The organism is Corynebacterium argentoratense (assembly GCF_021491455.1).
GTDB lineage: Bacteria > Actinomycetota > Actinomycetes > Mycobacteriales > Mycobacteriaceae > Corynebacterium > Corynebacterium argentoratense_A.
The window spans coordinates 1-11,974 of record NZ_JAKETN010000006.1; the positions used below are offsets into that span (position 1 = coordinate 1).

Below are 11,974 nucleotides of genomic sequence, written 5' to 3' on the forward strand. Positions count from 1 at the left end.
CACACAGCGCGGGATTTCAGTTTTCCAAGGATTAGAAGCCTCGGAAGGGCGTCAAATTACTTGACCAGACCGAGGAGGTCCTTGGAGCCCTCAGCAACCTTGCCGAAGGGAGCCAGGAAGTGAGCGATGTCAGCGAAGTTGACGGTCTTGAAGAAGTCGGTGCCACCCTCAACAGAGTAAGAGGTGAGCTTGGTGAGGAAGTCGATGACTGCGTTCATGTGAAATCTCCTTTAAGAGAAAATAGAAAAGATTTGGGGGGCGATCCCCAGACACCAAACATCGGGGGATCAGAAAGCGACCAGCTGGGCCGCAGACTTAACTCTTACTTGGAAGAGAAGGTGTTGACAGCCATGCCAAGAGCCTTAACAGCCATGGGCAGGTTCTCGACGACCTTGCCGAAGCCCTTGACGAAGGTAGCGAAGTCGCCGAGCTGGTCCTTGATGACAGAAAGATCCATGAGTATCTCCTTGGATAGTTGCGACACGCAGTGCCGGTGCCGCAGTGTGTACACACGCTTCATCCGAAGCGACGATGAAAATGTTACAACATTGCCGAAATTCTTTCACCACAAATCGTTAATTACAGCGGCGCAACTTACACCCCCGTTGTCACCTTCCGGACTATTAGGCCAGTTCAAGACCTATAGCGCACCTACCCCCTAGCCGGCTTCGTGACGAAGAACCCAACAAAAAACCCGCGGAATGTGCTTGCAACACACAGCGCGGGATTTCAGTTTTCCAAGGATTAGAAGCCTCGGAAGGGCGTCAAATTACTTGACCAGACCGAGGAGGTCCTTGGAGCCCTCAGCAACCTTGCCGAAGGGAGCCAGGAAGTGAGCGATGTCAGCGAAGTTGACGGTCTTGAAGAAGTCGGTGCCACCCTCAACAGAGTAAGAGGTGAGCTTGGTGAGGAAGTCGATGACTGCGTTCATGTGAAATCTCCTTTAAGAGAAAATAGAAAAGATTTGGGGGGCGATCCCCAGACACCAAACATCGGGGGATCAGAAAGCGACCAGCTGGGCCGCAGACTTAACTCTTACTTGGAAGAGAAGGTCTTGACAGCCATGCCAAGAGCCTTAACAGCCATGGGCAGGTTATCGACGATGTCGCCGAAGCCCTTGACGAAGGTAGCGAAGTTACCGAGCTGGTCCTTGATAACGGAAAGATCCATGTAAGTCTCCTAAAGACGGTGCCAGCCATTGCCGGCGCAAATGTGAAAATGCTGGCGCCTCTTAACGCCACCCTTATTAAAACACCCGAGGGGCGCAAATGCCAGCACATTCCATTTAGTCCCCTATTCGGGGTAAACCCCCGCCACCCAGGGAAATAAATCCCAAGGTGACGGGGGCTCTGAGTTAGCAGTAATGCAGCTTAGAAGCCGCCCATGCCGCCCATCTCGTCAGCGCCAGGCATAGCAGCGCCAGCAGGCTGAGGCTTGTCAGCAACAACAGCCTCGGTGGTCAGGAACAGAGCCGCGATGGAGGCAGCGTTCTGCAGAGCAGAGCGGGTGACCTTCACCGGGTCGTTGATACCTGCAGCCATCAGGTCGACGTACTCACCGGTGGCGGCGTTCAGGCCCTCACCGTTGGGCAGGGAAGCAACCTTGTCGGCAACCACACCGGGCTCGAGACCGGCGTTGAAGGCGATCTGCTTCAGCGGTGCAGACAGTGCCTCACGGACGATCTTCACACCGGTTGCTTCGTCACCAACAAGGTCCAGGTCGGAGTCGAGGACGTGGGAAGCCTGCAGCAGGGCGACGCCACCGCCGGCAACGATGCCTTCTTCCACGGCAGCCTTAGCGTTGCGTACGGCGTCCTCAATACGGTGCTTGCGCTCCTTGAGCTCGACCTCGGTAGCGGCACCAACCTTGATCACTGCGACACCGCCAGCGAGCTTTGCCAGGCGCTCCTGAAGCTTCTCGCGGTCGTACTCGGAGTCAGAGTTGTCGATCTCCGCACGGATCTGGTTAACACGGCCCTGGATCTGCTCTGCGGAACCTGCACCCTCGACGATGGTGGTGTCGTCCTTGGTGACAACAACCTTGCGCGCACGGCCGAGAAGCGGGATGTCGGCGGTCTCGAGGGAGAGACCGACCTCTTCGCTGATGACCTGGCCACCGGTGAGGATAGCCATGTCCTGCAGCTGAGCCTTGCGGCGGTCACCGAAGCCCGGTGCCTTCACAGCAACAGACTTGAAGGTGCCACGGATCTTGTTAACCACCAGGGTGGACAGGGCTTCGCCCTCAACATCCTCAGCAATGATCAGCAGCGGCTTGCCGGTCTGCATGACCTTCTCCAGCAGGGGGAGCAGGTCCTTGATATTGGAGATCTTGGAGCTGACCAGAAGGATGTAGGGATCCTCCAGAACAGCTTCCTGACGCTCCATGTCAGTGGCGAAGTAGCCGGAGATGTAGCCCTTGTCGAAGCGCATGCCCTCGGTCACGTCGAGCTCGACACCAAAGGTGTTGGACTCTTCAACGGTAATGACGGACTCTTTATTCAGCTTGCCGCCGCCGACCGCGTACATAGCCTGAGCGATCTTGGCACCGATAGCGGGGTCAGCAGCAGAGATACCAGCGGTAGCTGCGATCTCTTCCTCAGTCTCAATCTCCTTAGCAGAGCTCAAAAGCTGCTCGGTCACCTTGGCAACGGCCTGCTCGATGCCGCGCTTGATACCCATCGGGTTGGAACCAGCAGCAACGTTGCGCAGACCCTCGCGGACGAGAGCCTGGGCCAGAACGGTTGCGGTGGTGGTGCCGTCACCCGCGACGTCATCAGTCTTCTTGGCGACTTCCTTAACCAGCTCGGCGCCGATCTTCTCGTAAGGATCCTCGAGCTCGATCTCGCGAGCAATGGAGACACCATCGTTGGTGATAGTCGGGGCGCCCCAGGACTTTTCCAGGACGACATTGCGACCCTTGGGGCCGAGGGTGACCTTGACGGCGTCTGCGAGGGTGTTCAGGCCCTTTTCTAGGCCACGGCGTGCTTCCTCATCAAAGGCAATAATCTTAGCCATAAGTGGTGTTTCTCCTCGATTTTTATCGGAAATTGTTCAGCCACTGGACACCTCAGCGATAAGCCCGCGACGGCCACGACACCCCATCTATAGGGCGCCGAACCCACCGAAGTTTCCAAGCCACCCCTCGCACCCGACCTCTCCCGGTATCATCCTGGAAAAATCTGGCACTTGAAGTAGCTAAGTGCTAAAGCCATTTCTAGCACTCGATACCACCGAGTGCAATAAAACCCGCCGCCGTGGGCACGATGTTCGCCCACAGCCGACGGGTCATACAACCAGCAGGGAAAGCCGGCTAATTCGCAGCAGGTTGCGCAACAGGCGCTGCGCATTCTTAGTACGCCCACCAGCCAACGTCGGGGAATCAGCGTTGTCGTAAATACCACGCAGCAAGAAGTACGGCTCATAAGAACCCATCAGCGGCGGCTCCTGCAGTCATCACTATCACCAGCGCCTGTAGAAAGTGGCCTGCTGCTTTCACTTTTCACCCTCACTTTAAAACGCAAATCTGCAGCACGTCTTGAAAACTACCCCGTTTAACCCCAATCATGCCTGCTAGCAGCACCCCTGCGGTTCCCCGTCGGGCCTCACTACACTGGGATGGCATGAGCGAAACCACCATCAATCCTGAACTCAATGATCAAGCAGCACGCATCCGCGACGTCATCAACGGGCAGCGGGAGCAGATCAAACAGCAACTCACCGAACTGGTCTCCTACAACTCCGTCCACAACGAGCCCGGTTGCGAACAAGACTGCGCCGCAGCAGGCGCGTGGGTGAAGTCCGCGATGGCTGAAGTCGGGCTCGACGTCCGCGAAGAAAAAACCGCTGACGGATCCCTGGCATACATCGGCACCAAGCGTTTAAGCGACACTGCCCCGACGGTCCTGCTGTACTGCCACTACGACGTGGTTCCCGCCGGCAACCCCGACCTGTGGGTCTCCGGCGCTTTCGAGCTGAGCGAACGCGACGGCCGCTGGTACGGCCGCGGCACCGCCGATTGCAAGGGCAACGTGGTCATGCACTTTGCTGCCTTGCGTGCGGTGGAGGAGCTCGGCGGGGCGAAGTGCAACATCACCATGCTGGTGGAGGGCTCCGAAGAGCGCGGCGGCGAAGGCCTCGATGATCTGATCAAGCGCCACCCCGAGCTGTTCGAGGCAGACACCATCATCATCGCCGATACCGGCAACGTTGCGGTGGGCGTCCCAACAATTACGACGTCGCTTCGTGGCGGTGCGCAGGTTGTCGTCACGGTGGACACGCTGCGCACCCAGGTTCACTCCGGTAGTTTCGGCGGCCCCGCACCCGACGCGACCTTTGCACTGATGCGCATTATTAATAGCCTTCGTGATGAGTCAGGGGCGGTCACCATCGACGGAGTGGACTGCACCCGCCAGTGGGAGGGCGTGGGTTATGACGCCGAGACCTTCCGCAGCGATGCAGGCATCCTCGACGGTGTCGACATCCTCGGTGACAACACCGAGATTGCCTCGCAGTTGTGGGCTCGGCCGGCCATCAGCGTCACTGGTTTTAGCTCCACCCCGGTGGCTCATGCTGTTAATGCTGTGCCGAACACTGCCCAAGCGAAGTTGAACCTGCGCATCCCCGCCGGCCTGGACGCCCACGACGTCGTCGCCAAGCTCGAGGCGCATCTTCGTGCGCACGCTCCTTGGGGTGTGAAGGTGGACATCGAGGTCAGTGACGTCAACCAGCCCTTCCAGGGCAACACGGGCCGCACCTTGGTCAGTGATTGCCTCGGCGCTGCCTACGGCAAGGATGTTGAATTCTGTGGCTCCGGTGGGTCGATCCCGCTGTGCACCGCTTTGCAGGAGGCCTACCCGGATGCGGAGATCGTGCTCTACGGCGTGGAGGAACCATTGTGCACCATCCACTCCCCCAATGAGTCTGTTGATCCGACCGAGATCGAGGCGATCGCTACAGCGGAGGCTCTGTACTTGCTCAACCGCTCTTAAAAGCCCACCCCAGAAGGTATTAAGCGATTCTAAAGGTGGTTAACACCCCCTTCATTATTGTTGAACAACCTCGACGTACTGCAGAAATGCGGCACCCGGGGCCTTCCTTTACCCCCATGCGCTGGTACACGACTTGCACACACTAGTGAGCGCCATTACATTGATCGTCATGACTTTCGCACTGAACACCTCCGGCATTGCAGCCCCCGCAGCGGGCTCCAATGCCGTTCAGGCCATTCAGTGCCCCTTTAAAGCGATTAAGGCCCCTGTAGCCCTAGCCACCGTAGCCGCAGTAGCGGAGCTACGAGTGCTCAAGGCCATGTGCCCCGGTGAGGTTTAAAGACTGACTCCTCACACGGGGAATGGCCGTTAAAACACCCAGGCAGCCCGAGTCAGTCACACCCACCAAAAACCAAGTCTCGCTTTAAGGACAATCCCCGTGAATACCTCAACCATCACCCACACCACCTTCACCACCACCCACACCTCCACCCCGGACACCGCCACGCAGCCCACCCGCTCACCCCAACCCTGCACCCGCAGCGAAGAATCGGACCCCTTCTTTGAACGCTTCGGCCAACAACTGCCCCGCGGCCTGCGCGAAGAAGCACAAGGAATGAGCTGGCAGGAATTCATCGGCACCTACGGCCGCATCGACACCCACCACATCCGACACCTCTCCCAAGAAAAGATCGGACTGGGCACCTTCCGCTTTGAAGCTGACATCGACGGAACCCACCGCGAAATCGTCGCAACCGGCCCGATCAGCGCATGCACCAATCTGCTGTCCGACATGGGTCGACGCATCGAGATCCTAAACTTCCACCAGTACCGCATCTTCGAAGGCACCGTCACCTTCATCCGCGCAACCAACAATCGCGAAACCTGCTGGGCTGTCGGTTTTGGCCCCAGCCAAGAACTGACCGCAGCATCCGTCATGAGCGCTGCTAGCTGCCGACTCTACGGCTAGCAGCTGGCGCGCAGCACCTGGGAGGTTTCCAGCACAGCGTCCTTCCAGGAATCAGCGCGACGTTGAGCAACATATCCGGGCTCAATAGACAACACGCGCTCTAAAGCCTGCGCACACCCAAGCTCATCCGCCACTGGGCGCAGCTCCTCCACGAGCGCGGCAAGATCCTCGCGAACATCGACCTCGCGCACGTCACGATCAGCGATCACAAGCGCATCCAAACCATAGCGAGCAGCACGCCACTTGTTTTCCGCATTATGCCAATGAGGCAAGCTGGGCAGCACACCAAACAGTTCCTCATCGCTAACCTCCGGCCCGTGGGCGTCAATGTACTCACCCAGCCGGTTGTCATAAAAAACAACCAGAGCGTGGATGAGTGCCGCAATCGACTCAACGTCATCAAGCGACGCAGGAGCATCACACACGCGAACCTCGACCGTGCCGTACTCCACCGCGGGACGAATATCGAAATGCATTGAACCCGTATGGCTGGTCACGCCAGAACGCCCCTGCTGCGCCATATAGTCCTCGTACTCCGCCCAGGAGTGGAAGGTATAGGGCATATCGGCGGTCGGCAGCTGCTGGTACAACATCGTACGATTCGACGCATAGCCAGTATCCACACCATTCCACGCCGGGCTACTTGCCGACAATGCCAGAAGGTGCGGGAACTTCACCATCAGCGCGTTAATAATCGGCCACACCCGGCGCTGCTCACTGACACCCACATGGACGTGCAGGCCCCAAATAAGCATCTGGCGGCCCCAAAACTGCGTGCGCTCAATAATCTCCGAATACGTGCCCTTGTCGGAGACTTCTTGGTCCTCCCACTGGGCAAAAGGGTGGCTACCGGCACTCCACACCGCAAGGCCCTCGCGCTCAGCGGCCTCAGCCACCGCGCGGACTCCACCACGGATCTGCTCCATAGCCTGCGGGATCGTGTCGCACACACCGGTGACAACCTCAACGGTGTTAGCCAAAAACTCGCGTTCCAGGCGAGGCGCATCTGCCTCAGCTTCAGCCAACATCGGTGACGCCGCGTCAATCACCGCCTGCGCACGATTGACTAACTGCCCCTCGGAGTCAATCAACGCAAGTTCGTATTCAATCCCTACAGTGGGGCCCGAGCCAGGAAACATTTTTAGCCTAAGTCTTGAGTGACGATCACCAGTACACCAGGCAACTGAAGCATGGAGCCGGTCTTTTCCTGCACACCAACGTGCAGTTGCTGGGCCAAAGCCCTAGCGTTGACCTCTTCCATGGTGCTACCGGGGGTATAGAACACAGCGGACTGCGGCAAGATCTCGTCAGCGAAATTGCCAACGTTCGCAACATTCCATTCGCGCAGGCCTTCGCTCACGCGGGCAGCCAAGCCGGGAACATCCGAGTTGTTGAGGACCTGTACCTCAACCTTCTTGTCAGCTACGACAGCCGGAGCAGCACCAGGCTTGTCCTTGTCTTTGTCCTTATCTTTATCAGCATCAGCAGGCTGCGTCCCATCAGAGGCAGAAGGCTTCGCACCGCTTTCAACCTGCGGCTTATCCGCCTTATCCGATGCAGCACCAGCATCCTTGGACGCCAACTGTGAGGACTGTGCCGCAGCCCCCGCGGCGTCATCATGAGAAGAATTGAACTTCGCGAAAAACACCCAACAACCCAGCAGCACCGCCACTGCCAGCAAAATCATCACGATTCCGCGAATAGGCGCACGACCAGGTTCGTCTTCTGCTACCGACTGCGCTGCTGCGGGGATCTCATTACTCATGGGCACTATCGTAGCGGTCGCGGGCCCGCCGATCACGAATGCGCGCGAGCCTACCCATCAACAACGGGTGCGCCTCCCACGCATCCGGGCAATCAACCAGCTGGTTAAGCCGCTGATAATAACGCACCGGGCTGATACCGAACCTGCGCACAATGAGCTCTTCCTTCGCACCCGGGTTGCGTGACCCCGCCTGCTGTTCAAAGGCCAATAGTTCGGCATCGCGTTCGCTGAGCATGCAATGAATACTATGGAATACTTATCCGCATGACTATTCGCGCGATCGTTATCAATGGTGACCCGGTGCTCCACACCCCTACTGCCCCGGTGGAGCGTTTCGATGACGAACTACGCCAACTGGTCGACGACATGTTCGACACCATGGATCGCGCCCACGGCGTGGGTTTGGCGGCCAATCAGATTGGCGTCGGGCTGCGGGTGTTCGTCTTCGACTGCCCCACGGACCTGGACGATCCTGATGCGCCTAACTTGCGCGGCGTCGTCATTAATCCGCAGCTAGAGGTCAGGGGCGAACCCGAAAAGGATGAGGAAGGCTGCTTGTCGCTGCCCGGCGCGTCCTTCCCCACTGAGCGCATGTCGTGGGCTCGCGTCACGGGTGTTGACGTCGCGGGGGAACCTGTGGCCTATGAGGGTTCCGGTTTTTTCGCCCGCTGTTTGCAGCATGAGTGTGGGCACTTGGATGGTTTTGTCTACACCGATGTGTTGAAGGGCCGGTGGAAGAAGGCTGCGGCGAAAGCGATTCGTCGCGAGGGGTGGACGGATGCTGGCCTGACGTGGATGCCCGGGGTGGATCCGGATCCCTTTGGGCACGAAGACTAGCGAGGCGGTGTAGACACCATGCGCCAGTATGTTGTGCAGACCCCGAACGTTGGGGATCGCGTTATTGTTCGACGCCAGTTGGGGGATGCGCAGGGCTATTTGACGGATGTCATTGGCCATGTGTTGAGTGTGGAGCCGTTGCTGGTGCGCCCGCAGTCGGTGGGTGGTTTGGAGTCGTCGGCTGAGGCTGTTGCTATTGATGCGGACAGTGTTGTGGCGTTGCGTGTGTTACCTGCGCGTAGGGTGCGTAATTCTGACATTCGTGCTGTTGAGGTGGCGACGGCGAAGGCTTTCCCTGGTTTGGAGCATGTGTGGTGTGGGGGTTGGTTGCTGCGTGCTGGGGATGGGATTACGGAGCGGAGTAATTCGGCAGCTCCCTTGGGGCATTCTGCGGGTTTCGAGCCGGTCCCTGTGGAAGAGATCGTTGATTTTTATGCGCGCCATTCGATGACGCCGCGTATCATGCTGCCGGATCGTATCGGACGGCCGGCGGAGGCTGTGTGTCTGCCTCCGCGGTGGCGGCGGGGGCCGGAGATCAGCGTGATGGTGAAGGATCTTGAGCCTGCTCAGCCGCCGAAACTGGAGGGGGTGGAGTTTCGTTGTGATGAGCAGCCTGATGAGGAGTGGATGGGTTTGTACCACTTCCGGGGCAAGCCTTTGCCTGCCCATGCGTTGGAGTTGTTGCGGCATCAGATTGATGGGGTGATGGGCTTTGGCCGTTTGCTTATTGGGGAGAGGACGGTTGCGATCACTCGTGGCACGGTGACGTCGTCGGATGATGGGCGCACGTGGTTGGGTTTTTCTGCGGTGGAGGTCGCGGAGAGTTTTAGGCGGCGCGGTTTGGGGACGCATTTGTGTTCGCAGATGTTGGCGTGGGGGCATACTCAGGGCGCCAGTAGCTCGTATTTGCAGGTTATTAGCAGTAATGTGGCGGGTATTGGGCTGTATGATTCTTTGGGTTTTTATGAGCATCATCGGCATCGTTATGCAGAGCTTGTGGTTGGTGGTGCGTAGTGGGTTTCCGGGTTGCGACGTGGAATATTAATTCAATTCGTTCCAGGGTGGATCGGGTTGTTGGTGTGCTGGAGCGCCACGATATTGATGTGTTGTTGTTGCAGGAGACGAAGTGCCCGCCGAAGGCTTTTCCTTTTGAGGCTTTTTTTGAGCGTGGTTATGACGTCGCGCATAACGGTGTGAATCAGTGGAATGGGGTGGCCATTGTGTCTCGGGTGGGTATTGATCATGACAGCGTTCGGATCTCTTTTGCTGGCCAGCCTGGTTTCGCTAAGGATCCGGCGGCAGAGCAGTCACTGGAGCCTCGGGCCGTGTTTGCGCAGTGTGGTGGGGTGGATTGTTGGTCGCTGTATGTACCTAATGGGCGTAGCTTGAAGGATCGTCATTTCGATTACAAGATTGTCTGGTTGAAGGCTTTTGCCGAGCAGGTGTCTTCGTCGGGGTTGACGGTTGTGGGTGGGGATTTTAATGTGGCACCTTTGGATGAGGACGTCTGGGATATTGCTTATTTTTCGGGTTCGACGCATGTGTCTGAGACCGAGCGCGCGGCGTTGAATTTAATTAATGACGCCGGGTTGGTTGAGGTCACGCGTCCGCTTACGGGCCCAGGTTTTACGTATTGGGATTACACTCAGGACCGTTTCGCTAAGAATGAGGGCATGCGTATTGATTTTCAGTTTGCTAGCCCCGATCTTGCATCGCGTGCGCGGGCTGCTCTGATTGATGTCGAGGAGCGTTCTGCGGAGCGCACATCGGATCATGCGCCGGTTGTTGTGGATTACGATCTTGAGCCTTCACGCGAGTGGATGCTTGCTCCCGAAGACTGCCCGCAGCGTGAGCAGGAAGACTGCGCCTCGTGATACATACTTTTGCTTCGCTGGTTCCTTTTGATTCTTCGCTGAGCTCGTGGCAGTGGGTGGCGTTGTTTATCGAATATACGATCAAGATTGTTGCGATCGGTTGGGTGCCGGCTGGTCGCAAGCCTAGTTCTTCTAGCGCCTGGCTGTTGGCGATTTTGTTGATTCCTTTGATTGGTCTGCCGCTGTTTTTGCTGATGGGCAGCCCTTATATCGATGGTCGTCGCCACCGTATTCAGCGGGAAGCTAATGAGGCCATTCAGGATGTGCAGGCGGATTTGCCTGATGTTCCTGCGCCTGTCAGTCCGGAGCTTGCGTCAATTATTCGTCTTAATCGGGTGCTGACCGGCATGCCTGCGGTAGTGGGTTGGAACCAGGGCCTGCATTCTGATTATGAGCAGTCGATCCAGGCTATGGCTAATGCGGTGGATGCCGCCGAGAATTATGTCTATGTGGAGATCTACATCGTGGCGTGGGATCACACCACGGAGGTGTTTTTCTCCGCTTTGCAGCGCGCGGCAGCCCGTGGCGTCGACGTCAGATTGTTGTTCGACCAGGTTGGCTCCTGGAAGTATCCGGGGTACCGCAAGCTTGGCCGCAGGCTCACCCAGGCTGGGGTCAATTGGCGCATGATGCTTCCGCTGGCCCCATGGAAGTGGCGTTTCCGCCGGCCGGACCTACGCAATCACCGCAAACTGTTGATCGTTGACGGTAAGCACGCCTTCATGGGCAGCCAGAACATGATCGATTCTTCCTACCTGCTGCGCAAGAATGTCAAGGAGGGCACCCACTGGGTTGATGTGATGGTGGAACTCGGAGGCCCGATCGTCAGCTCCTTGGAAATGGTGTTTACCATGGACTGGTTTATGGAAACCGACGAGTTGGTAGAGATCGTGCCCGCCGCCAACGACATCGCTTTGGATTCCTCCCCCGGGGCGAACATTTTGCAATTGGTTCCCTCCGGCCCGGGTTATTCCACTGAACCGAACTTGAGGATGTTCGTGTCTTTGGTGCACCACGCCAAGGAACGCTTGATCTTGTGCAGCCCCTATTTCATCCCCGATGAATCCCTGTTGGAGGCCATCACAACGGCGTGTTACCGCGGCGTCAGGATTGATTTATTGGTTAACGAGCAATCGGATCAGTTTGTGGTGGGCCACGCCCAATCCAGCTATTACCAGTCGCTCCTCGAGGCTGGTGTGCATATTCACCTCTACCCCGCGCCGGCTGTTCTGCATTCGAAGTTTTTGGTATGCGACCCTGGCTCCGATGCCATTGCGGTGATGGGCTCGTCCAACATGGACATGCGTTCCTTCGGCCTCAACTACGAAATTTCGATGATGAATTCTTCCGGGGATTTGAAAAATCAGCTCACTGACCTGGCCAAGCAGTACATGGATGTGTCCAGGGAGCTGTCGTTGGAGGAGTGGAAGCAGCGGGGATTGTTCCGACGCTATGTGGACAATGCGATGCGCCTGACCTCCGCCCTTCAGTAGGGCGAAAGCCAGGCGCTCTTCCCGCAAAACCCTGGGTGGGGCGACGCA

The 11,974-nt window shown here is 57.7% G+C and carries 16 protein-coding genes; 7 read left to right on the forward strand and 9 right to left on the reverse strand.

Translation table 11 applies throughout. The features are described 5' to 3' along the window. Positions 1-56: 56 nt before the first annotated feature. The 6 genes from L1C91_RS08140 to L1C91_RS08165 all read right to left on the reverse strand — a co-directional run bounded on the left by L1C91_RS08140 (position 57) and on the right by L1C91_RS08165 (position 3,431). A complete protein-coding gene (locus tag L1C91_RS08140; protein WP_021012248.1) occupies positions 57-218 on the reverse strand; it encodes a hypothetical protein in 162 nt (53 codons plus the stop codon). A gap of 104 nt (positions 219-322) precedes the next feature. Beyond that, positions 323-520: a PorH family porin gene (locus L1C91_RS08145; protein ID WP_234858827.1), complete on the reverse strand. Its 198-nt coding sequence runs from the start codon at positions 518-520 to the stop codon at positions 323-325. Positions 521-769: 249 nt separating this feature from the next. Then, complete coding sequence (locus L1C91_RS08150) at positions 770-931, reverse strand: hypothetical protein (RefSeq protein ID WP_021012248.1); 162 nt, start codon at positions 929-931, stop codon at positions 770-772. Between the two features lie 104 nt (positions 932-1,035). Continuing rightward, positions 1,036-1,170 (reverse strand): PorH family porin, encoded by a 135-nt coding sequence (locus L1C91_RS08155; RefSeq protein WP_234858828.1) that lies wholly within the window; start codon positions 1,168-1,170, stop codon positions 1,036-1,038. Between the two features lie 200 nt (positions 1,171-1,370). Beyond that, complete coding sequence (groL, locus tag L1C91_RS08160) at positions 1,371-3,014, reverse strand: chaperonin GroEL (RefSeq protein ID WP_234858829.1); 1,644 nt, start codon at positions 3,012-3,014, stop codon at positions 1,371-1,373. A 270-nt stretch (positions 3,015-3,284) separates the two neighbouring features. Then, entirely contained in the window at positions 3,285-3,431 is a 147-nt protein-coding gene (locus L1C91_RS08165; RefSeq protein ID WP_234858830.1) for a hypothetical protein, read from the reverse strand. A 188-nt stretch (positions 3,432-3,619) separates the two neighbouring features. On the opposite strand from L1C91_RS08165, the gene L1C91_RS08170 reads away from it, so the two are divergent. The 3 genes from L1C91_RS08170 (at position 3,620) to L1C91_RS08180 (ending at position 5,957) form a co-directional block, all read left to right on the forward strand. After that, positions 3,620-4,987 (forward strand): dipeptidase, encoded by a 1,368-nt coding sequence (locus L1C91_RS08170; RefSeq protein WP_234858831.1) that lies wholly within the window; start codon positions 3,620-3,622, stop codon positions 4,985-4,987. Positions 4,988-5,156: 169 nt separating this feature from the next. Further along, positions 5,157-5,327, forward strand: coding sequence for a hypothetical protein (locus L1C91_RS08175; protein WP_234858832.1), 171 nt, complete (start codon positions 5,157-5,159; stop codon positions 5,325-5,327). Between the two features lie 99 nt (positions 5,328-5,426). After that, the gene (locus tag L1C91_RS08180; protein ID WP_234858833.1) at positions 5,427-5,957 is read left to right on the forward strand and encodes an acetyl-CoA acetyltransferase; all 531 of its coding nucleotides are present in this window, start codon (positions 5,427-5,429) and stop codon (positions 5,955-5,957) included. On the opposite strand, the gene L1C91_RS08185 is transcribed toward L1C91_RS08180, so the two are convergent. Genes L1C91_RS08185 through L1C91_RS08195 form a run of 3 tightly spaced genes read right to left on the reverse strand, consistent with a single transcriptional unit; the run spans position 5,954 to position 7,957 of the window. After that, positions 5,954-7,096: a glutamate--cysteine ligase gene (locus L1C91_RS08185; RefSeq protein WP_234858834.1), complete on the reverse strand. Its 1,143-nt coding sequence runs from the start codon at positions 7,094-7,096 to the stop codon at positions 5,954-5,956. The genes L1C91_RS08180 and L1C91_RS08185 overlap by 4 nt on opposite strands. Before the next feature lie 2 nt (positions 7,097-7,098). After that, entirely contained in the window at positions 7,099-7,722 is a 624-nt protein-coding gene (locus tag L1C91_RS08190) for a LytR C-terminal domain-containing protein (protein ID WP_234858835.1), read from the reverse strand. Continuing rightward, positions 7,715-7,957, reverse strand: coding sequence for a DUF3263 domain-containing protein (locus L1C91_RS08195; protein ID WP_234858836.1), 243 nt, complete (start codon positions 7,955-7,957; stop codon positions 7,715-7,717). The genes L1C91_RS08190 and L1C91_RS08195 overlap by 8 nt, the downstream gene beginning before the upstream one ends. A 29-nt stretch (positions 7,958-7,986) precedes the next feature. Between L1C91_RS08195 and L1C91_RS08200 the strand changes: the two genes are divergently transcribed. From L1C91_RS08200 to L1C91_RS08215, 4 genes are read left to right on the forward strand one after another with little or no spacing between them, the layout of a single operon-like run. Then, positions 7,987-8,559 carry a peptide deformylase gene (locus tag L1C91_RS08200; RefSeq protein ID WP_234858837.1) on the forward strand — a complete coding sequence of 191 codons (573 nt, stop codon included), beginning with the start codon at positions 7,987-7,989 and terminating at the stop codon, positions 8,557-8,559. An 18-nt stretch (positions 8,560-8,577) separates the two neighbouring features. Continuing rightward, positions 8,578-9,573: an N-acetylglutamate synthase, CG3035 family gene (locus L1C91_RS08205; RefSeq protein ID WP_234858838.1), complete on the forward strand. Its 996-nt coding sequence runs from the start codon at positions 8,578-8,580 to the stop codon at positions 9,571-9,573. After that, positions 9,573-10,433 carry an exodeoxyribonuclease III gene (locus L1C91_RS08210; protein ID WP_234858839.1) on the forward strand — a complete coding sequence of 287 codons (861 nt, stop codon included), beginning with the start codon at positions 9,573-9,575 and terminating at the stop codon, positions 10,431-10,433. Before L1C91_RS08205 ends, L1C91_RS08210 begins: the two co-directional genes overlap by 1 nt. 38 nt (positions 10,434-10,471) lie before the next feature. Further along, positions 10,472-11,926 (forward strand): phospholipase D-like domain-containing protein, encoded by a 1,455-nt coding sequence (locus tag L1C91_RS08215; protein ID WP_234858941.1) that lies wholly within the window; start codon positions 10,472-10,474, stop codon positions 11,924-11,926. Positions 11,927-11,974 lie beyond the last annotated feature (48 nt).